This is a genomic window from Streptomyces sp. SCPE 10 (assembly GCF_051980735.1).
Lineage (GTDB): Bacteria > Actinomycetota > Actinomycetes > Streptomycetales > Streptomycetaceae > Streptomyces > Streptomyces misionensis.
Window position 1 is genome coordinate 1,189,431 of sequence record NZ_CP197069.1, and the last position, 23,811, is coordinate 1,213,241.

Here is a 23,811-nt window from a genome sequence, read left to right on the forward strand (position 1 = left end):
CCGCAGCGGCAAGAGGGCGTCCAGGGCCGGTCACTTGGGCAGCTTCGCGGAGCGCCCAGGACGGGCCGCGGTGACGTGACGCGGGTGGGGATGGGACGAGGCCGGCCGGCGCTGGTGGCGGTAGGTCGTCCAGTCGACCGCGAGTCGGTGGGTGGGCGCCTCCGGGTAGGGGGTGTGCCGCAGCAGACCGCGCTGGACTTCGAGGGCGCCGCGGGAGAGATCGCGGCAGGCCGGCACCGGGGGCCGGTCGCGCCGGAGGGTGAACAGCGCCGGGAGACAAGGCGAAGCGACCTGCGCCGGGCGGGGCGGCAAGCCGTTGGACCAAGGTGCCGGTCGCGGGCCTGGGTTGGGCGGGCCCGCGGGCGGACTGCCCGTCAACGGCCCTCGTTCAGCCGTTCCCGATCGAGAAGGGAGCCGATGTGGCGGTGCAGGCCGCGCACGCTTTCGGCGCTGGCTTCGGCGATGAGGGCGCGTTGCTCGGGGGTGTATGCGGCATCGGGGCGGTAGAGGACGCGACGGGTGAACGTCGTGGTGCCCTCGCCGTCCTCGGTGAGCAGGTACTGCAATGCCACACCCGCGTCGTTGTCGACGATCAGCGACGACTTGCCGTACTCCTGGTCGACGACGTGCCAGTAGAGGTGGTGTTCGGTGCCGTCCTCGAGGCGGCCGGCTTCGTAGACGGCGTCGCCGACGCGGTAAGGACGTTCGGTGACACCACCGATGCCGCAGGTGGAGACGTGCCATTCGGGCCAGAAACGGGCCTGGGTGACCAGGTCGAAGACGGCGCCGGCCGGGGCGTCGAAGGTGACCGTGTTGCTGTCACCGACGATCCAGTCGTTGAACGCGGTGGTCATGTCGTAGCCTTTCCTCCGAAAGGATCTGCACTCTCAAATTGAGAGTACCACCGATATGAGAGTGCCTGCGGGAGGGCGGGGGCACTCCGTGGAAGGAGTGCGGGCGTGACGGATGGCATGCACCCGAAACGCCGGGTGTCGGCGGGCGAGGTGTTCGAGCGGGCGAGCCTGGTGCGGGTGGCCTTCCAGACGATCGCCGACACATGGTCGATGTTGATCATGCTTGCTCTGCAGGACGGCGCCCTGCGCTACAACGAGCTCAAACGCGCGGTGGGTGGCGTCAGCGAGCGCAGGCTGTCGCAGACACTGAAACAGCTCGAGCGCGACGGGGTGGTGGACCGGAACCTCGTACGCGCCATTCCCTCGCACGTCGAATACAGCCTGACCGCGATCGGCGAAGAGGTCGTCGACTCCCTCGGCCCGCTGCTGGCCACCATCCTGAAGAACGCGCCCGAGGTGGCACGCGCGCGGCGGCGTTACGACGAGCGGCATGCGCAATCCGCACAGGACACGTGAGACGCCTGGAAGCTCGGCGCTGTCCGTTCTGGTGCCGTGTTCGATGTTCACGAGAAGCGACGGCAACGCCGGCCCGTTGGGCGCGCTGCGGAGATGGCCGGCAGCAGCCGGCCAGTCAGACGGAGGGGCGCCGCCTGGTGCCGCCGCCGCTGCCGTTCAGCGGGATCAGGGTCTCCAGGTGAGCCCCTTTGACCCAGGCGCCCAGCAGGTCGCGGTGCAGGGCCACGATGTCCTGGCGCAAGGCGAGGTCCAGCGCAGCCTTCGTGAACGAGCGGCAGGTGGTGACGAACAAGGCGACGTCCGCGCCGTGTTCGAGGCGGGCGGTGCCGACGAACTTCTGCATGTCCGGCGAGGAGACGCTGCGGTGCGGCGCGTACTTTTTGACCTGGACAACGATTTTGCGGCCGTCGGCGAGGTAGCCGACGACATCCGCGCCCAGGTCGCCGCTCTTGCCGCTGACGACGACCTTTGTGCAGCCGTCCCGCCGGCACAGCTCCGCGACGTAGGTCTCGAACTCCTGCCACGACAACGCGTCGACCTCGGCCATCGACAACTCCCGCGCCCGGGCCTCCTCCTGGGCTCGCCACGCGCGATCCTGGCCGACCGCCAGACGGTGTGCCCGCAGCAGCGCCCAACCGGCCCAGCCCACCACGGCCGCGGCGAGCACGGCCACCAGGACGGGCCACACCGCCGCCCAATGCCCGGCCACCCACACCGCGGCGGCCACCGCCGCCACCGCACCCCAGCTCTGCAGCTGCCTGCGCGTCCGCTTCTTCAAGCGCCGACGCCGTCGACGTGCCGTCATCACTCCCCCGCTCCCCCAACCGGTGCCCCGCAGCGCGCACCCGCGGGCGCCGCCCGGCCCGTACGCGTGTGAGGACTCATCGGCCGGCCTGGGTGACGCCGCTCGCAACACTGATGGTCGGCAACCGTCCCAACCTCCCCCCACACGACCGGCCACCACGTGGGACGGCAGCACGCCGCCCCAGCCTCCTTGTGTAGCCGGGTGCCGATGATGTCGGGACCGGGTTGCAGGTGAATGGCACAAAGCCATCGGACCTGGCCGGATCGCACGGCTCCCCCCTCACGCGGCCCTGCCCGGCGGCGCCGTCCGCGGGACCGTGGCGGCCGGCCTCTCGCGGCGTGCTCCGCACGAGCCAGGCGCAGGGCCGCAACAGGGGAGACCTCGGCCTGGCGGCGGCGCTCGATCCGGGCCTGCTCGATCGTCGCCGGCCGGTCGGGCGTCTTCATCCACGCCGGGATGATCGTCCTGCGCTTGCTCGCCCGCCCCCTCTGGGCCGCAGGCCGCCCCGGCACGAGGACGGGGATCCTCGGCAGCGAACCGGAGGCGCACGAGAAGCGGCCGGGGCTCGTGGTCAGCCTCGGTGCCCCGTCCGGACGGCGGGTGCGGCCGGGTCCGGCGGCTGAACGTTCTCGCAGGCAGGGGGCTTGCGGTGGGGGTGATCGGGGAACCCGGGCGGCTGTCCCGCCCGCCCGAGACCACGGAGGCCAGACGTGAGCGCCGAACAGAGCCCGCAGCCCGACCCGACCACCCGGCACGCCCGCCCGGACTTCCCCTCCCAGGACCAGCCGCACCCCGGCTGGACCGGCCCGATGGACCCGCCGCCGGACCACGGCGAGGACTCCTACCGGGGCGCCGACCGCCTCCGCGGCTTCAAGACCGTGATCACGGGCGGTGACTCCGGCATCGGCCGCGCGGTGGCCCTGGCCTTCGCCCGCGAGGGCGCCGACGTGCTGTTCACCCACCTCGCCGAGGAGGTGGACGACGCGCGTGAGACGGCCCGGCTCATCGAGGACGCGGGCCGCAAGGCGATCGCCGTGTCCTGCGACATCAGGGACGAGGACGACTGCCGCGCGCTGATCGGGCGGGCGGTCGACGAGTTCGGGCACATCGACGTCCTGGTGAACAACGCCGCCTACCAGATGTCCCAGCCGGACGGTATCGAGGCGATCAGCACCGAGCAGTTCGACCGGGTGCTGCGAACGAACCTCTACGGCATGTTCTGGCTCACCAAGTTCGCCCTTCCGCACATCCCGGCCGGGGGCAGCGTCATCAACACCACCTCCGTCCAGGCGTACAAGCCGAGCCCGCACCTGCTCGACTACGCCATGACCAAGGGCGCGATCGTCACCTTCACGCAGGGTCTGGCCCAGATGGTCGCCGAGCGCGGCATCCGGGTCAACGCGGTGGCACCCGGCCCCGTGTGGACGCCGCTGATCCCGGCGACGATGCCCGACACGGCCGAGTTCGGCAAGCAGAGCCCGCTCGGCCGCCCGGCCCAGCCCGCCGAACTCGCCCCGGCCTACGTCTACCTGGCCTCGGACCAGGCGAGCTTCGTCACGGCCGAGATCCTCAACGCCACCGGCGGCACCCCGCTGCCCTGACCGGGGGGGACGGCAGTCGCCCCGGCTCCAAGTGGCGGGCGGGACCTGGTCGACGGCGCGCGGCCCCTGTCTCAGGGGGACTGCGGGGCGCCGTGTCGCAGGCCGTCGAAGAGGAGGGAGGTGATCTGCCGGGCCTCGACCAACCAGCCCTCCGTGGCGCGCATTCCGCAGATGCCGCCCAGGGCACGCAACAGGGTGGAGCCTGTGACGTCGTCGCGGACGGTGCCGGCCGCGCTGCCGGCTTCGAGCAGCAGGGAGAGGGCGTCGGCCATCCGGGTGCGTGCGTCCTCGAAGACCGGTGAGTCCGTCGCCATGATGCTTTCCAGCACGCTGGACATTCCCTTGCCCACCGCCGCGTGGTCCACGAGCAGCAGCAGGAAGCGCCGCAGTGCCTCCTCCGGGGTGTGCTGGTCCAGCAGGAGGCCGGGCGCGGCGCACAGGTCGTCGACCTCTTTGCGGTAGACCTCCTCGATCAGCGCTTCGCGGGTTTCGAAGTGGCGGTAGAGCGTCCCGACGGCGACGCCGGCACTGCGGGCGATGTCCTCGACGTGCGCGTCGGTGTCGCCGCCGAGGAACGCCTGGCGGGCCGCGGACAGCAGTGCCTCGCGGTTGCGTCGCGCGTCGGCGCGCAGCGGGCGTGATGCCGACAAGAGAACCTCCATAAGGTGAGTCCGGTTCCGTTTACGTGTACCGTATCCGGAGTCGGGTTCATCTTACGGAGGAGAGACCCCATGCCCCTCACAGACAACAGCCTCGACGGCCTTCGGGTACTGGTCACCGGCGGCAGCCGGGGTCTCGGCGCGGTGACCGCGCGCCGCTTCGTCGCCGCGGGCGCGACCGTGCTGACAGCCTCCCGCAGCCGGCCCGCGGAGGACAGCGGTGCCGGATTCCTCGCGGCGGACCTCTCCACACAGCAGGGTGTGGCCGAACTCGGCCGCCGCGTCATCGAGGAGGTGGGCGGCGTGGACGTGCTCGTGAACAACGCGGGCGCGGCGAGCGCCCCGGCGCCCACCCTGAGCCGGTCGGACGAATCCTGGCAGGCGGACCTGGAGATGAACCTCCTCAGCGCCGTGCGCCTGGACCGGGCCCTGGTGCCGGGAATGGTCGAGCGGGGCTCCGGCGTCGTCGTGCACGTCTCCTCGATCGCCAGCCAACTGCCCCAGCGCATGGACGCGTCCTACGCCGCCGCCAAGGCCGCGCTCAACACCTACAGCCGCGAACTGGCCACCGAGGTCGGCGAGCACGGGGTGCGCGTGGTCTGCGTCCTGCCCGGATTCGTCGTCACCGACGGCGCCACCGCCCACCTGCGGCACATGGCCGAGAACCAGGGCATCACCACCGAAGAGGTCACGCAGCAGCTCGTGGACCGCCTGAAGGTCCCCATGGGCCGCCCTGGAGATCCGGAAGACGTCGCCGAGATGATCGTCTTCCTCGCCTCCGGCCGCGCGAAATGGCTCACCGGGGCCCAGTTCCGCGTCGACGGCGGCATCATCCCGACCGTCTGAGCGACCACCGCCGGCACGAACAGGACACCCCCATGCCCATCACCCTGACCTCCGTGATCATCGACGCCGCCGACACCGGGAAGGAGAGCTCCTTCTGGTGCCGGCTGCTCGGCGGTTCCCTCACCCTCACGCCGACCCACCACTTCGTCCAGGCCCCCGGCCTCCCGGTGATCGTCGTCCAGTACGCCCCCGGACACACCGCCCCGGACTGGCCGGACGGCACCTCTCAGCAGATGCATCTCGACTTCGGCGTCGACGACCTCGCAACCGCCGACCGCACGGCCACCGACGCCGGCGCCGTCCGACTGCGTCCCACCGGCGAGGTCACCGCGGAAACCCGTACCGGTAGCCGCGTCTACGCCAGCCCGGCCGGGCACCCCTTCTGCCTGCGCTCGGCCTGAGCCGGTCGCCGTCCACCGAGCCGCGCCTGTCGTCAGGCGTCGTCGACACCGGCCGCGCCGCCTGTCCGGAGGGCCGTTCGATCGCCGCCCTCGCCCGCGACTGCGGCCTCAGTCGCGGCGTGATCCGCACGGCCGCCGACATGCCGGTCGGGGTGGTCTCCTTCTTGCGACCGATCCGATCGGCCTGACCGTCGGTCACGGCGACGAGAACGCCGTCGATCTGTATCTGCCCGGACCCACGCTCTACACATCAGCGAACGGATTCACCTCGACCGGTCTCCAGCCGGGCGACTCCGTAGGATCAAGCGCGTTTCCACTCGAAGGATCGATGCCGGTGAAGGCCGACGAATCTCGCGAATTCCCTGCCGCCGACACCGGCATCGAACCCGAGCCCGACGGAATCGGCTGGCCCCCGCTCCCGGATGTCCTTTTCTGCGGCCCGGTTGCAGCCCCAAGCCGCCGCCGCGAGCGAAAGGCCGTGCGCTTCCTTTCCTTGACCGGCGTCGCCCGCAGCCGCACCAAGTGGGACGTCTTTCCTGCCGGACGGACGCATGAGTTGATCGACCGTCCGACCGCGCGTGTAGCGCCCTTTATCGTACGAGCCCGCAGAGCGGGGGAAAACGAATATGCGGAACCGGTTCAAGGACGGTGGTCCGCCGGAAATCGGCTCGAATATCGGCGAGTTGATCAGTGTGGCGGATTCAGGATATCCATTTACATCCATCCGGCGAGGCGGGTAAGGTCTGTGGGATGCCGAGAGTCAAGGTCAGCGTCGTCGTGCCCGTATACAACACCGGAAGGTACGTCGACGAGTGCGCGCCGTCGTTGCTGGGGCAGTCCCTGCCCGCCGACGAGTACGAGGTCATCTACGTCGACGACGGTTCGACGGACGACACCTTGGCCCGCCTGGAGAAGATCGCGGCGAACCATCCGAACGTCCAGGTGCACTCCCGGCCCAACTCCGGCTGGCCGGGCGCACCGCGCAACCTGGGCATGCGTCACGCCCGAGGCGAGTACATCCAGTTCGTCGATCACGACGACACTCTCGGACCCGAGGCGCTGGAGAGGCTGTACGAGCACGCCAAGCGGAACGACGCCGACGTGGTGCTGGGCAAGATGTCCAGCACCATGGTCCGGCCCCGACGGCTGTTCCGGCACACCGTGGACTCCTGCACGATCGAGAACGACGAGCTCATGCAGAGCATGTCGCCGCACAAGATGTTCCGGCGGGCCTTCGTCGAGGAGCACAACCTGCGCTTCCCCGAAGGCCCCTGGATCCTGGAAGACCTGCTCTTCGTCAGCGCCGCCTACCTCAAGGCGAAGCGGATCTCGATCCTGGCCGACTACCCCTGCTACTACTGGATGAAGCGGGACGACGGCGGCAACAACACCCAGCACCGGTTCAACCCCCGGCACGGCTTCTGGCCCAATTGCCGCACCATCGTCCGCCAGATCAAGGACGGTACCGAGGCCTCCGACGACATCGACGCTCTGCAGAATCGCCTCCTGCACCGCCTCTACCACGTCGAGGTCCTCTCACGTACCCGCGAACCCGAGATCCTCCGCGAGGACCCGGCCGAGCAGAGGCAGCGCTTCCAGGCGGCCCGGGAACTGGCCCTGACGGAGTTCCCGGCGGCCGTACGCGAAGGCCTGCCCGCCGTGTCCCGTCTACGCGCCGAGCTCCTCGAACGCGACGACTTCGACGGCGCGTCGATGCTCGCCGAGCGCGTCCGTGAGGTGAAGGTCCGCAGCAAGGTCGGTGGATTGCGCTGGGAGGACGGCCGGCTGGTCGCCGACGTCACCTTCGACCTGCTGCGCGGGGACGGCGAACCGCTGGTCCTCGTCGAGCGGGACGGCAAGCGCTGGCTGGACCCCGAGCTGCTCGCCGGCGTGCCCGGCGCGGAGGACGGCTGGGAGGTCCGCGACCCGTACCGGCTGGCGTACGCGGAACTGGTGATCAAGGACCGTGACCGTGAGGACTGGTGGTACCCCGAGGGTGAGCTGGAGGTCCGCTTGGAGCCGCTCGGCGAGGGCCGCTCACACCTGGTCGCCTCCGGACGGCTGCTCCTCGATCCTCAACGCCTGGCCGGCGGCCGTCCGCTGAAGCGCGGGGTACACGACGTGTGGGCGTACGTCCAACTCCTCGGTGTCGACCGGATGGTCCGCGTCACCGGCGACGGCACCCTGGGCGCCCCGGCCACGGGCCCGGCGCTGACCGGCGGCCGCCTCGCGCTCCCGTACTGGACGGGCAGTGGCCAACTCGCCCTCGACATGGACCAGCGCCAGCGCAGGTTCGGTCCCGACACAGCCGGCGACGCCGCGGCCAACATCGGACGTGGCAGATCTTCGCTTCCACTGCCGTATGTGGCGACGCGGCCAGGCGAAGCCGCCGCTCCCATAAAGGTCACGGTCTCCGCCCTGGCTCTGGATGCCGAGCTGTCCCCCGCCTCCGACGGCACAACGGTCGAACTGCGCCTACCCGAGCGCCTCAAGGTTCCGGCCGGCCGTCACCCGGTCACCCTCCCCAAGACGGACATCCCGATCGCATACGCCGTTGTCCGTGGCGGCGCTCTGCTCCGTCTGGAAGGCCCGGCGTACGAGCCCGGAACCGGGCGCCGAATCCTCGACTCGCTCGCGGACAACAGGCATGGACAACGGGTACGGCGGCGGTTGGGCCGCTAGTGGCTTGTCTCATGGCCCTGGCCAGGTGATCGAGTTGGCCGGCGGGAGGTTTCGCGAAACGGTCGACCGACGAAGGTCCCCGCTCGGATGGCTTCCCGGCATCTGCTGGATGTGATGGGCGGGCTGCTTGGGCCATGGTGCGAGCGGGGTGAAGGCGCTCAGGCGGCCCGGGCCGGTTGTTCGGTCCACGAGGAGCTCGCGCCGGCGCGTCTTCGCTCACCCCACCGTCATGGCGACGGCCCGAAGGTGTCGGATCACCGGGGCGGTCGGACTGGCCGGCCGGACCGGACGGTGGGCACGTGTGAGACGGGCCGGCCGCCGCCGTCCCACGGAACCGGTCCTTCGTTTTCCGGACGGCCGTCGCGGCAGGTCTTCGTTTTGCGGCGCTCCGTGGGGCGTGAGGGGCGGGCAGTAGCGCGGTGTGAACCGACCCGTCGCGTCGGAAAGCAGTACCGCCTTGCCCGAGTCCACCGCGTCACCCCCTGGCCGGCAGGCCCCGGCCGTGCTCCCGGTCGTGTCAGCCCCGTGTCATTCGAAGATCAGCGGGGCTTGCCAGCATGGGCCCCAACAGGCCCGCACGCCCCGCGAGTGGCCGCCCGGCTCGGAACAGCACCTCGGTATCCCCGCTCCCCCGGTTCGGAAATGAAATGAGCTCAGCGGATGGCGCATCGCGGACGGACCGGTCGGCGCCAGGACCGGGGACGACGCACCGGCGGGACCGGGCCGGCTCCAAGGGTGTGCCGGCCGTCGGCACCAGGCCGGGCGGGGCTGGATGCCGGCCGGCTCCGTCGTCATCCGTGTCAGGGAGATTCCCGCCATGACCTCCATGCCCCTGCCCACCGACATGTCCGCCCCCGGGCGCTGGTTCCACCCGCTGGAGGCGGACCGGGACGCCTCTGTCCTGCTGTTCCTGCTGCCGCACGCGGGCGGTGGCGCGGCGATGTTCCGTGACTGGCTGCCGCTGCTGCCGTCCGACGTCGCGCCGCGTGCCCTCACCTCGCCCGGCCGGGACGCGCGGCTGGCCGAGCCGCCGTTGCGGGACTGGGACGCCCTCTACGGCGCCGTGCACGACGCGATCGCCGGTGAGTTGGACGGGCGGCCGTACGCCGTCTTCGGGCACTGCCTCGGGGCACACCTGGCGTTCCGCCTGGCCGGCCGCCTGGTGGCCGAGGGCCGGCCGGCGCCGGTGCTGCTCGGGGTGTCCGGCTGGGCGCCGCGCGGCTTCTTCCGGGCGACCCTGGCGGACAGCGAGATGCCGGAGGCCGATCTGCTCGCCCATGTCCGGCGCCTCGGCTCGTTCCCGGAGGAGATCCAGCGGGATCCGGCGCTGCTGGCCCGGGTGCTGCCCGCGCTGCGGGCGGATCTGCGGGTGGCGGCGACCTTCACCGACGACGGCGCGAACGTCACCTGCCCGCTGGTCTCCTACGGCGGCGACGCCGACCCGCTGATGGTGGAGCCCGACGCGATGACGCACTGGGCCGACCGCACCTCCCACTACCTCGGCCATACCTGGCTCCCAGGTGGTCACTTCTTCCCCGAGGAGCATGCCGCCGAGATCGCGCCGCACTTCGTCCGGATGCTGCGCGCCGTGCGCACTTCCCCGACTCCCCAGCCGTCCGCCTGACGCGGGCGGACGCCCCGGCCCCGCCTCCACATCCCTTGGTGTGATCATGAACTTGGAAGACCGAATCGGTTCCCCCTCCCCCGCGGCCGCCGCACCGGCGCCGGGGCCCGGTGCCTCGCCCGGCCCCGGGCTGCTCCCGCTGACCGCCTACCAGCGGGACGTGTGGGTCGCGGCCGAACTCCACCCGGACGACCCGCAGTTCAACTGCTGCCTGACCGAACGCCTCACCGGGCCCGTGGACCGGCGGCTGCTGGTGGCGAGCGCCGACGCGGTGCTCGCCCGGCACGACACGCTCCGGCTGTGCTTCGAGGAGCAGGACGGGACGCCCGTGCAGTGGCTCGGCGCCGAGGCACCCACGGTGCGGCAACTCGACCTGTCGCACGAGGACGACCCGGCCGCGGCCTGCTCCGCGTGGCTGGAGGCCGACCTGCTGCGCGCGCTGCCGTTGCGGGACGGGCCGCCGGTCCGGGCCACCCTGCTGGTGGAGGGACCCGACACGGTCGTGCTGCGGCTGAAGGCGCACCATCTGGTCGCGGACGGCTGGACCTGCAACCGGGTGAGCCAGGAGATCTTCGAGGAGTACGGGCGCCGCCGCGCCGGGACCCCGGCGCCCGCCGCGGACTCCGTACCGGTCGCCGGGTTCCTCGCCGAGGAGGCCCGCTACCGGGCCGGCGAGCACTTCGCCGACGACCTGGAGCACCACCGCGCCGCGCTCGCCGACGCCGGCACCGCGCTGTTCACACGCCGGGCGCCGAGCGGCGAGCGGCGCCGGGGCATCGTGACGGTGCCGGTCGACGGCGCGCTGGTACAGCAGGTCCGGGCCGCCGGATACTCCCCCTTCGCGTACATCGCGGCCGTCCTCGGCGGGCTGCTCACCCGGCTGCACGGCAGCGACGACGTCGTCCTCGGCATCCCGCTGCTGAACCGCGCCGGCTGGCAGGCGGCACCGCTCGGCCAGCTCGCCAACACCCTGCCGTTGCCGCTGCTGCGCCCCGGGGCCCGCCCGGTCGGCGACCTGGTGCGTGAGACCCGCGCCGCGATCCGGGAGTTGCAGCGGCACGAACGGCTCGCCCTCGGCGACCTGTTGACGGGTCTGGCGGCGGACGGCGCGGGCGGTTCCCGGCAGTTGTTCGATGTGACGCTCTCCTATCTGCGCTACGAGCGGCCCGCCGTCGTCGGCGGGGTGCGGCGCGAGACCGGCATGCGGACGCCCGGATACGACCAGTCCGCGCTCAACGTCTTCGTGCGGGACTTCAACGACGTCCCCGGCATGGAGATCGACCTGGTGTACGCGCTGGACGTGTTCGACGAGGACCTGCCGATCGACTCGGTGGCCCGGCAGTTGCGGCGGCTGCTCGCGGGCTGCCTGGACGATCCGGCGGCGCCGCTGTCCACGGTGCCGGTGACCAGCGCGGAGGAACGGGACGCCCTGCTCGCCCTGGGCCGGGGCCCCGCCGCCCCGGAACGCGAACCCGGCACGCTGCACGGACTGTTCGAGCGGCGGTGCGCCCGGCAGCCGCGGGCCCTCGCGGTCATGGACGCCGCCACCGGCCGCTCGCTCACCTACGGGGAGCTGGAGCGCCGCGCCAACCGCGTCGCCCGGGGCCTGCGCGCGGCCGGTGTCGGCGACGGGGACCGGGTGGCGGTGGCGCTGCGCCGCGGACCGGACCTCATGGCGGCCCTGTTCGGCGTGCTCAAGGCCGGAGCCGCGTACGTGCCGGTGGATCCGGACTACCCGGCCGGACGGATCACGCACATGCTCGACGACAGCCGGGCCGCCGCGGTGCTGCTGGACGACGCGGGCGCCGACGAGCCGTGGGCGGCCGGGCGACCGCACGCGTACCGGGTGGCCGAGCTGGAGGCGGGGCAGGACGACACTCCTCCCGTCACCGGCGCCGGCCCGGACTCCCTCGCCTATGTGATCTACACCTCCGGGTCGACCGGCCGTCCCAAGGGCGTGATGATCGAACACCGGTCCGCGGTCAACCGTCTCGCCTGGATGCAGCGGCTGTACCCGGTGGGCGCGGGCGACGTGCTGCTCCAGAAGACCCCGGTGTCCTTCGATGTGTCGGTGTGGGAGCTGTTCTGGTGGGCCGCCGAGGGCGCCCGGCTGGTGCTGCTGCCGCCCGGGGCGGAGAAGGACCCCCGGGAGGTGGCCCGCGCGGTGCGCGACCACGGCGTCACCGTCCTGCACTTCGTGCCCTCCATGCTCGGCCCGTTCCTCGACCTGGGCGCACAGGGGTTGTCCTCGCTGCGGTACGTCTTCTGCAGCGGCGAGGCCCTGCCGCCCGGACACGTGGAACGCTTCGCGCGCGCCTTCCGTCCGGGCGCTGCCGGGCTGCCGCGCCTGGTGAACCTGTACGGGCCCACCGAGGCCGCGGTGGACGTGACGGCGTACGACTGCCCCGCCGACCCGGCGGCCACCGTGCGCCGGGTGCCCATCGGCCGGCCGGTGGACAACACCTCGCTGTACGTCCTGGACGAGCACGGCCGGCCGCAGCCCGCCGGCGTCCCCGGGGAGCTGTGCATCGGGGGTGTCCAGGTCGCCCGCGGCTACCTGGGGCTGCCCCGGCTCACCGAAGAACGGTTCACCGCCGACCCGTTCGTCCCCGGCGGCCGGATCTACCGCACCGGGGACATCGCCCGCTGGCTCGCCGACGGCACCCTGGAGTACCTCGGCCGCTCGGACGGCCAGGTGAAGGTCCGGGGCAACCGGGTGGAGACCGGGGAGGTCGCCGCCGCGCTGCGCGAACTGCCCGGGGTGCGGGACGCGGTGGTCACCGTCACCGGTTCCGGGGGCGGCGGTCGGCTCGCCGCCTACTACGTGGCCGACGACGATCCCGGGCCGGAGCGGCTCCGCGCCGCGCTCCTCGCCCGGCTCCCGGCGTTCATGGTGCCGGCCCTGCTGTGCCGGATCGACCGGGTGCCGCTCACCCCGAGCGGCAAGACCGACCTGCGGGCCCTGCCCGACCCGCGGGACCTCGCGGGCCCGGCCGGCGACGGCGAGCCGGCGGACCCGGTGCAGGCCGCGCTCGCCCGGATCTGGGCGGAGGTGCTGGAGGTGCCGCGGGTCGGCGTGCACGACGACTTCTACGCCCTCGGCGGCGACTCGATCCGGTTGCTCACCGTCCGGTCCCGGGCCGAGCGGCAGGGCCTGCGCTTCCGGCTCGGCGACCTGGTGGCCGCACCGACCGTCGCGGCGCTCGCCGCCGTCACCGTCACCGACCTCCCGGCCGGCGACAGCGCGCCGGCCGGGCCGCGCCCCTTCGAGCTGGTGTCCCGCGTCGACCGGGCGGCGCTCGGCGACGCCGAGGACGCCCACCCGCTCTCCCGGCTCCAGCTCGGCCTGATCTTCCACTCCCGCCGCCGGCCCGGCTCCGCCGTGTACAAGGACGTCTTCCGCTACGTGCTGCGGATGCCGTGGAACGAGGCGGCGTTCCGCGCCGCCACCGCACGGCTGACCGCCCGGCACCCGGTGCTGCGCGCCACGTTCGCGCTCGCCCGCGTGTCCGAGCCGTTGCAGGTGATACACCCGCGTGCGCGGCACACCGTGGACAGCGTGGACCTGCGTGACCGCCCCGCGGCGGAGGCGGAGCCGGAGATCCTGCGGTACGTCGAGGAACGCCGCACGCACGACTACGACTTCGAGCACGGGCCGCTCTGGTTCCTGCGCGCGTACGTCCGCCCCGACACGGTGGAGCTGGTGCTGAGCTTCCACCACGCGCTGCTGGACGGCGCCAGCGTCGCCAACCTGCTGCGGGACCTGCTGCGGGACTACGCGCACGCCCTCGGGCTCGGCACCGGCCCGGTGCCCGGCCGCCCGCTGCCCTCCCCCGCGGCGCACGTGGCCGCCGAGCGGGCCGCCCTGGGCTCCGCGGAAAGCCGCGCCTACTGGCGGGACGTGGTCCGCGGGGCCGACGCGCCGCGGATCGCCGGGACACGCGCCCACCGCCCGCCGACCGGCGGGGAGCAGATCGTGTGCCACCGGGACCTGCCGGCCGGCCTCGCCGACGCGCTGCGCTCCGCCGCCCGCACGCACGGGACGCCGGTCAAGTCGGTGCTGCTGGCGGCGCACTGCCTGACCCTGGGCCTGTTCACGGGCGCCCCCGAGGTGCTCACCGGGCTGATCACACACGGCCGTACCGGTGAGGGCGGCGAGGACGCCCTCGGTCTCTTCCTGAACACCGTGCCGCTGCGGCTGCCCGCCTCCGGCGCCGGGTGGTTCGACCTGGCGCGGGAGGCGCTGCGCCGGGAGCGCGCGTCCTTCCCGCACCGCCGCTACCCGCTCAGCGCCATCCAGGAGGAGAACCCCGGCAGTCCGCTGGAGACGGCGTTCAACTATGTCCACTTCCGGCAGCTCACCGAGGTGCTGACGCTGCCGGACATCCGGCTGCTGGACTTCCGGACCTGGGAGGAGACCAACTTCGCCCTGCTGGTCAACGTCCTACACGACCCGGTGGACGGGCGGATCGGCCTGCGCGTCGACTGCGACGGGCAGGTGTTCGACCGGGATCAGGCCGAACTGCTGGCCGACACCCTGGTCGCGGTGGTGCGCCGGATGGTCGAACACCCGCTGGAGCAGGCCGGGTTCGACTTCCTCGCCCCGGCTCCCGGCCGCCCCCGGCCGGCCCCGGCGAACCCGGAGTGCGTCACGGACGCCTTCCTCGCGCAGGCCGCCCGCACCCCGCAGGCCACCGCCCTGGTCCACGGCACCGGCACCTGGAGCTATGCGAGGCTGGCCGGTACCGCGCGGGCCGTGGCGCACACGTTGCGCGCCGACGGGGTGTGCCGCGGCGACCGGATCGGCGTCGCCATGGACCGGGGCCCGCGGACGGTCGCCGTGGTCCTCGGCGTCCTGCTGGCCGGGGCCGCCGTCGTCCCGCTGGACCCGGCGTATCCGCCGTCCCGGCTGGCCGCGATGGCCGCCACCGCCCGCCCCCGCCGCATCGTCGCCACCGCCCGCCACGCCCACCTGGTGGCGGACTGCGCGCCGCTGCTGTCCGCGGAGTCCCTGACCGCGGCCGGGGAACCCGGCCCGGATACGGGCGACTTCGCCGGACCCGATCCGCTGGACACCGCGTACGTGCTGTTCACCTCCGGCTCGACCGGGGTCCCCAAGGGCGTGGCGATGCCGCACCGGGCGCTGGCGAACCTCGTCGGGTGGCAGAACCGGGTGCCCAGCGGGGCCGTCGGCGGCCGCACCCTGCACTTCGCGCCGCTGAGCTTCGACGTCTCCTTCCAGGAGATCTTCTCCACCCTCTGCGGCGGCGGCACGCTGGTACTGGCGGACGAGGACCAGCGCCGCGACATGCCCGCGCTGCTGCGGCTGCTGGACGAGGCGGCCGTCGAGCGGGTGTTCCTCCCGTTCGTGGCGTTGCAGCAGATGGCCGAGGCGGCCGACGCGCTCGGCCTGGTGCCGCGGCGGCTACGGGTGGTGGTCTCCTCCGGCGAGCAGCTGCGGGTGACGGGCGCGCTGCGCCGGTTCCTCGCCGCGCTGCCCGGGGTCCTGCTGGAGAACCAGTACGGCCCGACCGAGTCGCACGTGGTCACCCGCCACAGCATGACCGGCGACCCGGCCGCGTTCCCGGAGCTGCCGCCCGTGGGCCGCCCCGTGGACGGCTCGCAGGTGCTGGTGCTGGACGCGCGGATGCGGCCGGTGCCACCCGGCGTGCAGGGCGAGATGTACCTGGGCGGAGTCTGCCTCGCCCAGGGGTACGAGGGCCGCGACGACCTGACCGCCGAACGGTTCGTCGCCCACCCGTACGGCGCTCCGGGCGACGTCCTGTACCGCACGGGCGACCTCGCGATCGTGCTGCCCGGCGGGGACATCGTGTGCACCGGCAGGGCGGACGGGCAGGTCAAGATCCGCGGCTACCGGGTGGAGCCGGCCGAGGTGGAGGCCGCGGTGCTCGGCTTCGCCGCGGACCGGCCCGGCATCCGGGAGGTGGCGGTCGTGCCGCGCCGGCGGGCCGACGGCGAGAACACGCTCGCCGCGTTCCTCGTCGGCGACCGGGACCGGGCGGACACCGGGGAACTGCTCCGCCATCTGCGCACCGTGCTGCCGTCGTACCTGGTGCCGTCGTCCCTGACCTGGATACCGGCGCTGCCCCTGACCCCGTCCGGGAAACGCGACGACCGGGCGCTGGCCGCCACCGCCCCCACGCGGGAGGCCCGGCCGCGCGGGGCCCGGCCGGCCCCCGGCAGTCACGAGGCGGTGCTGGCGGAGACACTGGCCGACCTGCTGGAGCTGCCCGCCGACGCGATCGGCGTCGACGACGACCTCTTCGACCTGGGCGGCACCTCGCTGACCGCGATGCGGCTGATGGTGACCATCGAGCAGCGCTACGGGGTCGTCGTCCCGCTGTCCGAGTTCATCGCCGCGCCCACCGTCGCCGGGCTCGCGCGGCGGCTGCGGCGCGGGAACGCCTCGGTCACCTTTGATCCGCTGGTGCCGATCCGCCCCGAAGGGGACCGCCGCCCGCTGTTCATGGTGCACCCGATGGGCGGCAACGTCCTGTGCTACGTCCAGCTCGCCCGCCATCTGCCCGAGGGGCTGCCGCTGTACGGGCTCCAGGCGGCGGGCGCCGACCCCGGCGCCGAACCCCGCCGCTCGGTGCCCGAGCTGGCCGCCGACTACATCGCCGCGATGCGGCGGGTGCAGCCGCACGGCCCGTACACGATCGGTGGCTGGTCCTTCGGCGGCTTCGTGGCCTTCGAGATGGCCCTCCAGCTCGCCCGGGCCGGCGAGGAGGTCGCCGATCTGGTGCTGCTCGACACCACGGTCCTGGCCCCGGGGCACCGGGCCCGCAGCGACGAGAACGCCCTCCTCGGCTGGTTCTTCTGGGAGTTGCTGTGGCTCGGCCGCGGCGGCGCGTCGCCGTTGGAGGCGATCCCGGCCGAACTGACCACGCTCGCCGAGAAGTTCGACTTCATCGCGGACTTCGCCGCGCGGACCGGGGTGCTGCCGCCGGGCAGTTCGGGCGCCGTGGTCCGCCGGCTGTTCCGGGTCTACGAGGCCAACTGGAACGCCGCGCTGGAGTACCGGCCCGAGGTCCCGGACCAGGACATCACGCTGGTACTGGCCACCGATCCGCTGCCCGAGGTGCTGCTGGCCATGCACACCGCGGGCGGCAGCCGGCACGAGGACCCGCTGAACGGCTGGCGGCAGATGACCCGCGGCCGGCTGCACACCGTCCATGTGCCCGGCGACCACCTGTCCATCGTCGAAGACCCCCATGTGAAGCACACGGCCGACGTCATCGGCCGCATCCTCGACGGCTCGGCCGTCCCCTCCCCCGCAGGAGTCGGAGCATGACATCCCACGCGCACGAGACGTCGTCCCCCCGCCCGCCGGTCATCGTCGCCGGGGCCGGTATCGGCGGACTGACCGCCGCCATCGCCCTGCGGCGCGCCGGGGTCCCTGTCCGCATCTACGAGCGGGCCTCCCGGCTGCGCGCGGCGGGCTCGGGGCTGTCCGTGATGAGCAACGCCGTCGCCGCGCTGGCCTCGCTGGGCATCGATCTGCACCTGTCCAAGCGCGGCCGGAACATCGAGACGTTCCGCATCCTCGACGAGACCGGCGCCCTGATCCGGGAGCAACCGCTGAAGGCGGTCACGGACGCGCTCGGCGTGCCCTCGGTGTGCGTGACCCGCGCCGACCTCCAGGACGCCCTGCTGGCCGAGGCCGCCGGGATCCCGCTGGCCCTGGGCCACACGGTGGCCGGGTACGAGCCGGGGCCCGACGGGGTCACCGTGCGCTTCGAGAACGGCGCGTCGGTGCGGGGCAGCGCCCTGATCGGCGCGGACGGGCTGCACTCCGCCGTCCGCCGCCGCCTCGTCGGCCCCGAGGAGACTCGGGACAGCGGCTACGTCTGCTGGCTGGCCGTCATCCCCTTCGCGCGGCCGCACCTGCCGGCGGGCTACGTGGGCCACTACTGGGGCGCGGGCCGCAGGTTCGGCCTGATCGACGTCGGCCACGGCCGCTACTACTGGTGGGGCACGAAGAACATGCCCGCCGAGCGGTCCCGCCACTGGGACGGCGACAAGGCGGAGATCCTGGACACGTACGCGGGCTGGGCCGACGAGGTGTGCGACATCGTCCGCGCCACCCCGATGGAGTCGGTGCTCGCGGTGCCCTCGCACGACCGGCCGTTCCTGGAGCGCTGGGGCGAGGGCCCGGTCACCCTCCTCGGCGACGCCGCGCACCCGATGCTGACGAGCCTCGGGCAGGGCTCGGCGATGGCGATCGAGGACGCGGTCGTGCTGGCCGGCTGCCTCGGCGCTGCCCCGGACGACCCGGCCGCCGCGTTCCGCCGCTACGAGGATCAGCGGCGCGAACGGGTCCGCGGGGTGGTGGCGGCCTCCCGGTCGGTCAGCGAGATGGAGCAACTGGAGGACCCGGTGGCCCGCCGCCGCCGCGACGACGCACTGCGGCATGCCGACGAGGCCGAGCTGCGGGAGCAGTTGCTCGGGTTGCTGCGCTGGCCCGTGTCGTCGGCGACCTGAGCCGGGGGTTCCGGAGGCCGGACCGAGGGGGTCGGCGGGGTGACGCGACCTCGATGCGGGACGGCCGTCGGGGCCGGACGGCGGGCAGGCCGACGCGGCGGCCGGCGGGGCGGGGCGGCGGGCGAGCCGACGTTGCGGTCGGTGGGCGACGTGGCGGGCGGGGCGGCACAGTCGTCAGGCCGTCGGCCGCTCGGAGCCGGTGTGCCGGATGCCCCCGTCGCCTCCCCCGTCCGCGTTCTCCGGCCTGCCGTGGCCGGTCGGGCCGGAGGTCGTGGCGCGGTTGCGTGCGCACTCCGGTCCAGCCGGCCACGGGCGACCGGATACAGTGCGCGAGACGGCAGCCCGGCCAGGGAGGGGAAGCGTGACCGACACCAGCAGCACCCGGCCCGCGGAGGGCGAAGCGCAAGCGCCGCGGCAGCGTCGACTGCGCCGCCTGCTGCGCTACCTCCCCATGATCGCCCCCGTTCTGCTGTGGGCGGTGCCCTGCGGGGTGCTCCTGTACACCGGCCAGCACTGGCCGCTGCCCGTCACCCTGGCCGCCACCGCCGTGTTCGTCCTCGGTCTCGTCGTCATGCCGCCGGCGATGGCGCGCGGCCACGGCCGGCGCCAGCAGGACCGGGCGGCGATCATCGGCGACACCCTGCTGGGCACCAGCTGGGTCCTGTTCACCTGGTCCGTGCTGCTCGGCGTCCTCCTGCGGCTCGCCCTGACCCTGGCCGGTGTCGGCGAGGGCCAGGACCGGGCCCGCATCGTCACCTGGGCCGTCCTGGGCATATCCGCCGTACTGCTCGGCTGGGGGTACGCCGAGGCCCGCCGCGTGCCACGCGTGCGCCGGCTCGATGTGCAACTCCCGCGACTGGGCGCCGGGTTGGACGGCACCCGCGTCGTCCTCGTCACCGACACCCACTACGGCCCGCTCGATCGCGCCCGCTGGTCGGCACGGGTGTGCGAGACGGTGAACGCTCTGGAAGCCGACCTGGTCTGCCACACCGGCGACATCGCGGACGGCACGGCCGAACGCCGCCGCGCCCAGGCCGCACCGCTCGCCACCGTGCGGGCGACCCGGGCCCGGGTGTACGTCACCGGCAACCACGAGTACTACAGCGAGGCCCAGGGCTGGGTCGACCTGATGGACGAACTGGGCTGGGAGCCGCTGCGCAACCGCCATCTGCTGCTCGAACGCGGCGGCGACACCCTCGTGGTGGCCGGGGTGGACGACGTCACCGCCGAGTCCTCCGGTCTGCCGGGCCACCGCGCCCACCTCGCCGAAGCCCTGAACGGCACCGACCCCGACCTGCCCGTGCTGCTCCTGGCGCACCAGCCGAAGTTCGTCGACCGGGCGGCGGCCGCGGGCGTCGACCTCCAGCTCTCCGGCCACACCCACGGCGGCCAGATCTGGCCCTTCCACCACCTGGTCCGCATCGACCAGCCCGCCCTCGCCGGCCTCAGCCGGCACGGAGACCGCACCCTCCTCTACACCAGCCGCGGCACCGGCTTCTGGGGCCCGCCGTTCCGCGTCTTCGCCCCCAGCGAGATCACCCTGCTCGTCCTCCGCTCCCCCAACCTGCCCACCTCGCCGTAGCGCCGCGCGCCCCGGCTCAGAGGGCGCGGCTCGCCGCGGACGTACGAAGCGGGAATCCGGTCTCAGCCGCCGCGGCGCACCCTCGCCGCCCGCTGGGCCTCCGCGAGTTTGCGGGCCTCGGTGGTCCTGCGGGACGGCCTGCCGGCGGAGCCGCCCTGTGCGGCCTTGGTGCTGCCGAGGCCGCGGAAGGGGGCGTTGTGGTTCTTGGGGCGCGGGGCGGCCGGCCCGCCGTCGAGGGGGCTTCCGGAGGGGGCCTTGGCGCCGGTGATCCGGCTCAGTTCCGCCTCGCCGGAGCGCACCTTGGTGACCTTGGGGGTGACGCCGGCGTCCGCCAGGACCTGGCTCGTCTCGCGGCGCTGTCCCGACAGGACGAGGGTCACGACGGTGCCGGAGCGGCCGGCCCGGGCCGTGCGGCCCGCACGGTGCAGATAGTCCTTCGGATCGGTCGCCGGGTCGACGTTGACCACCAGTTCGAGGTCGTCGACGTGCAGGCCGCGGGCGGCGACGTTCGTCGCCACCAGCGCGGTGACCTGCCCCTCCTTGAACTGGGCCAGGGTGCGGGTGCGCTGCGGCTGGGACTTGCCGCTGTGCAGCGCGGCGGCGGCCACACCGGCGGCCCGCAGATGCCGGGTGAGCTGGTCGACGCCGTGCTTGGTGTCCAGGAACAGCACGACGCGGCCGTCCCGGGCGGCGATCTCCGTGGTCACGGCGTACCGGTCCGGGCCGTGCACGACGAGGACGTGGTGGTCGACGGCGGAGACCGCGCCGGACGACGGGTCCACGGAGTGGACGGCGGGGTCGCGGAGGTAGTCCCGCACCAGTTGGTCGACGTCGTGGTCGAGGGTGGCGGAGAACAGCATCCGCTGTCCGTCGGGACGCACCTGGTCCAGGATCTCGGTGACCTGCGGCAGGAATCCCATGTCGCACATCTGGTCGGCCTCGTCCAGGACCACGATCCGCACCCGTCCCAGTCGGCAGCTCCTGCGCTCGACGAGGTCGTGCAGCCGGCCTGGCGTGGCGACGACGATCTCGGCGCCGTCCCGCAGCACGGCGGCCTGCCGTCCGATGGACACTCCGCCCACCACGGTGGCGAGCCGCAGCCGCAGTGCCTCGGCGTACGGGGTGAGCGCCTCGCCGACCTGCTGTGCCAGTTCCCTGGTGGGCACCAGGACGAGCGCGAGCGGTTCTTTCGGCTGGGCGCGCCGCCCGGCCGTGCGGGCGAGCATCCCCAGGCCGAAGGCGAGGGTCTTGCCCGATCCCGTGCGGCCCCGGCCCAGGACGTCGCGGCCGGCGAGCGCGTGCGGCAGCGCCGCCGCCTGGATGGGGAAGGGCACCGTCACGCCCTGCTCGCGGAGCACCCGCAGGATCCCGTCCGGCAGCCCCAGCCGGTCGAAGGACGCTGTGCCGGGCACGGCCGGAGTGGTGGCGCCCGACGCGTCGTCCTGCTGCCGGGTATGCGCACGTGCTGATTCGCTCACGAAGAGGGCCTTCCTCCGAGGGGACCGTACCGAGGAAGGCGCGGCAGGGACACGGCCGCCGACCGGGGCACCGAACGGGACACCGGCACAGCGACGCTGCAAACGCGCAAGCCTAACAGAAGGGCCTCTTGCCCGACGCCGTCGCGTCGGCGGAGCCGGGTGAAGCCGGTGGGGCCGGGGCGGTGCGGAGGCATTCCCTTGTCGTCGGGGGCCGGCCTCGATGGGGCCGCCCGCCTTGGAGGGCCTGCCCGTGTCGTGCTCGTCACACCGTCGTCGCGCCGCTTCCCGCAGAATCCGCGTCAGGCGCCCCCGGGATCGCGGGGGCCGATGAGGAAACGGTGGCAGATCGTGGTCGCGTACGTGATCATCCCCGGGATCGACGGCTCGGACGAGCGGCACTGGCAGAGCCTGTGGGAGCGGCAATGGGGGGCGTCGGCGGTGCGGATCGCGCCCGCCTCGTGGTCCGGGCCGGACCTCGGGGACTGGGTGGAGGCCGTCGGCAGGGCGTACCGCGAGGCGGTCCGGCACGACGAGCGGGTGGTGCTGGTGGCCCACAGCCTGGGCTGCTGGGCGGCCTCCGCCTGGCTGGAGGGGAACCCGTCGAGTCCGGTCGCCGGAGCCTTCCTGGTCGCGCCGCCCGACCCGCACGGGCCCGCGTTCCCCCACGCGGCCAAGACCTTCCTGACCGTGTCGGCTCGGCCGCTGCCCTGCCCGGCCCTGGTGGTGGCCGGCGGCGACGACCCGTACTGCACCCCGGAGGCCGCCGCCGGCCTCGCGGCCCGGTGGGAGGCCCGCCGGCATCTCGCGGGCGCGTGCGGGCACCTGAACTCCGCCAGTGGTCTGGGCGAGTGGCCGCACGGCCGTGCACTCCTGGACGCGCTGATCGGGTGATCCGCCGCCGCGCGGCCCCTCCCCCGATCGGCCCGGGTCCGGGAACCGAACGCGGACACGGCCCGGGACCCAGGTGTCCGGGGCCCGGCTGTTCCTAGGCTCGGGGGTGACGAGCCGTCGTCGACATCCACCACCGGAGGTTCCCATGCCGTCGTCGAAACCACCCTCGCCGGTGCGGGGGCGGCACCTGCCGATCTGCCGCACCTGCGCGGTGCAGTACCCGGAACCGCGCGAGGACTGCCCGATCTGCCTGGACGAACGCCAGTACGTCGGCTGGGACGGCCAGCAGTGGACCACCCTCGCCGAACTGCGCGACGCGGGCCACCGCGGCCGGCTGGAGGAGGAGGGGCCCGGGGTGGTCGGCATCGGTACGACGCCGTCCGTGGGGATCGGCCAGCGCGCCCTGCTGATCCGCTCGCCGGGCGGGAACGTGCTGTGGGACTGCCTGGGCTACCTCGACGACGAACTCGCCGCCGAGATCGACCGGTTGGGCGGGATCAGCGCGGTCGCCGTCAGCCATCCGCACTTCTACGGCACCATGACCGAGTGGGGCCGCGCCTTCGACGCCCCGGTCTACGTCCACGCCGCGGACCGTGAGTGGGTTCCCCGGCCCGACGGGGTGGTCGAGTACTGGTCCGGTGACACCCATCGGATCGCGGACGGACTGACGCTGATCAACGCGGGCACGCACTTCGCCGGGGGCACCGTGCTGCACTGGGCCGACGACCCGGACGGGCAGGGCGCGCTGTTCAGCGGCGACATCTTCCTGGTGGTGGCGGACCGCCGGTGGGTGAGCTTCATGTACAGCATCCCGAACTTCGTCCCGGAGCGGCCGCGCACCATCCGGCGCGCGCTCGCCCTGGTCGAGCCCTTCGAGTTCGCGCGCGTCTACGGGGCGTTCTGGGGGCGTGTGGTCACGGGCGGCGGGTCGGAGGCCGTCCGCCGCTCCGCGGAGCGCTATCTGCGCTTCGCGCTGGACGACGGCCCCCGCTGACCGGGACGCGGCGGCGGTGCCGACCGAGGTGGTGGGGGCGGTGGCGGCGCGGTAGGGGTCGCCGTGCCGCATGGCGGAGTGACCGCGACGCCGGTGGGCCACCGGTTCCACAACGCCCGGCCGCTGCGGTCGGCCAATGCGGCGGCCGACGCGGTGAGTTGGTCCGACTCGCGCGGGTGTCCGGAGCGCGGATCCGTGCGCGGGTGTTCGGAGTGGGGGTCCGTGCGGGGAACGGCTAGGGCCTCTCGTTTGGATCAAGCCGGGCTCGCGGGGCCCGGCACGCGCATCTGCCGCGTTGTCGTCAGTCGCCGACTCCCCCACGCTCGGCTTCACTCGCGCGGGGGCACCCCCATCGCGTCGACTCCCTCCTCCG

Annotated in this window: 16 protein-coding genes; 11 read left to right on the top strand and 5 right to left on the bottom strand. The window is 73.5% G+C overall.

Translation table 11 applies throughout. From position 1 onward, the window contains the following. Nucleotides 1-30: 30 nt before the first annotated feature. Both ACSP97_RS05575 and ACSP97_RS05580 read right to left on the bottom strand, forming a co-directional pair. A complete protein-coding gene (locus tag ACSP97_RS05575; protein ID WP_440556562.1) occupies nt 31-237 on the bottom strand; it encodes a hypothetical protein in 207 nt (68 codons plus the stop codon). 137 nt (nt 238-374) lie between these two features. After that, nucleotides 375-854 (bottom strand): SRPBCC family protein, encoded by a 480-nt coding sequence (locus ACSP97_RS05580; RefSeq protein ID WP_355326389.1) that lies wholly within the window; start codon nt 852-854, stop codon nt 375-377. 105 nt (nt 855-959) lie between these two features. Here ACSP97_RS05580 and ACSP97_RS05585 point away from each other — a divergent pair, with 105 nt between their 5' ends. Next, the gene (locus ACSP97_RS05585; protein ID WP_440556564.1) at nt 960-1,370 is read left to right on the top strand and encodes a winged helix-turn-helix transcriptional regulator; all 411 of its coding nucleotides are present in this window, start codon (nt 960-962) and stop codon (nt 1,368-1,370) included. Between the two features lie 115 nt (nt 1,371-1,485). On the opposite strand, the gene ACSP97_RS05590 is transcribed toward ACSP97_RS05585, so the two are convergent. Beyond that, nucleotides 1,486-2,175 (bottom strand): restriction endonuclease, encoded by a 690-nt coding sequence (locus ACSP97_RS05590; RefSeq protein ID WP_440556565.1) that lies wholly within the window; start codon nt 2,173-2,175, stop codon nt 1,486-1,488. Nucleotides 2,176-2,885: 710 nt separating this feature from the next. Here ACSP97_RS05590 and ACSP97_RS05595 point away from each other — a divergent pair. Next, nucleotides 2,886-3,776: an SDR family oxidoreductase gene (locus ACSP97_RS05595; protein WP_355525179.1), complete on the top strand. Its 891-nt coding sequence runs from the start codon at nt 2,886-2,888 to the stop codon at nt 3,774-3,776. 71 nt (nt 3,777-3,847) lie between these two features. Here ACSP97_RS05595 and ACSP97_RS05600 read toward each other — a convergent pair whose 3' ends face one another. After that, a complete protein-coding gene (locus ACSP97_RS05600) occupies nt 3,848-4,426 on the bottom strand; it encodes a TetR/AcrR family transcriptional regulator (protein ID WP_440556567.1) in 579 nt (192 codons plus the stop codon). Nucleotides 4,427-4,507: 81 nt separating this feature from the next. On the opposite strand from ACSP97_RS05600, the gene ACSP97_RS05605 reads away from it, so the two are divergent. The 7 genes from ACSP97_RS05605 to ACSP97_RS05635 all read left to right on the top strand — a co-directional run bounded on the left by ACSP97_RS05605 (nt 4,508) and on the right by ACSP97_RS05635 (nt 20,075). Beyond that, a complete protein-coding gene (locus ACSP97_RS05605) occupies nt 4,508-5,281 on the top strand; it encodes an oxidoreductase (RefSeq protein WP_440556569.1) in 774 nt (257 codons plus the stop codon). Between the two features lie 32 nt (nt 5,282-5,313). Next, complete coding sequence (locus ACSP97_RS05610) at nt 5,314-5,682, top strand: VOC family protein (RefSeq protein WP_358297619.1); 369 nt, start codon at nt 5,314-5,316, stop codon at nt 5,680-5,682. Nucleotides 5,683-6,432: 750 nt separating this feature from the next. Then, nucleotides 6,433-8,364 (top strand): glycosyltransferase family 2 protein, encoded by a 1,932-nt coding sequence (locus ACSP97_RS05615; protein ID WP_440556571.1) that lies wholly within the window; start codon nt 6,433-6,435, stop codon nt 8,362-8,364. Between the two features lie 817 nt (nt 8,365-9,181). Further along, a complete protein-coding gene (locus ACSP97_RS05620) occupies nt 9,182-9,988 on the top strand; it encodes a thioesterase II family protein (protein WP_355154845.1) in 807 nt (268 codons plus the stop codon). Between the two features lie 52 nt (nt 9,989-10,040). Further along, entirely contained in the window at nt 10,041-17,303 is a 7,263-nt protein-coding gene (locus ACSP97_RS05625) for an amino acid adenylation domain-containing protein (protein ID WP_440556573.1), read from the top strand. Next, nucleotides 17,300-18,493 carry an FAD-dependent monooxygenase gene (locus tag ACSP97_RS05630; protein WP_440556575.1) on the top strand — a complete coding sequence of 398 codons (1,194 nt, stop codon included), beginning with the start codon at nt 17,300-17,302 and terminating at the stop codon, nt 18,491-18,493. Before ACSP97_RS05625 ends, ACSP97_RS05630 begins: the two co-directional genes overlap by 4 nt. Before the next feature lie 361 nt (nt 18,494-18,854). Continuing rightward, nucleotides 18,855-20,075, top strand: a complete 1,221-nt coding sequence (locus ACSP97_RS05635; RefSeq protein WP_440556578.1) for a metallophosphoesterase — start codon at nt 18,855-18,857, stop codon at nt 20,073-20,075. A 62-nt stretch (nt 20,076-20,137) separates the two neighbouring features. Here the strand turns inward: ACSP97_RS05635 and ACSP97_RS05640 are convergent, their stop codons facing one another. Beyond that, complete coding sequence (locus ACSP97_RS05640; protein ID WP_358674454.1) at nt 20,138-21,553, bottom strand: DEAD/DEAH box helicase; 1,416 nt, start codon at nt 21,551-21,553, stop codon at nt 20,138-20,140. A gap of 327 nt (nt 21,554-21,880) precedes the next feature. Between ACSP97_RS05640 and ACSP97_RS05645 the strand changes: the two genes are divergently transcribed. Both ACSP97_RS05645 and ACSP97_RS05650 read left to right on the top strand, forming a co-directional pair. After that, nucleotides 21,881-22,444, top strand: coding sequence for an RBBP9/YdeN family alpha/beta hydrolase (locus ACSP97_RS05645; RefSeq protein ID WP_440556581.1), 564 nt, complete (start codon nt 21,881-21,883; stop codon nt 22,442-22,444). 145 nt (nt 22,445-22,589) lie between these two features. Next, on the top strand, nt 22,590-23,438 hold the full coding sequence (locus tag ACSP97_RS05650; protein WP_355154855.1) for an MBL fold metallo-hydrolase: 849 nt from the start codon (nt 22,590-22,592) through the stop codon (nt 23,436-23,438). Nucleotides 23,439-23,811: the final 373 nt, after the last annotated feature.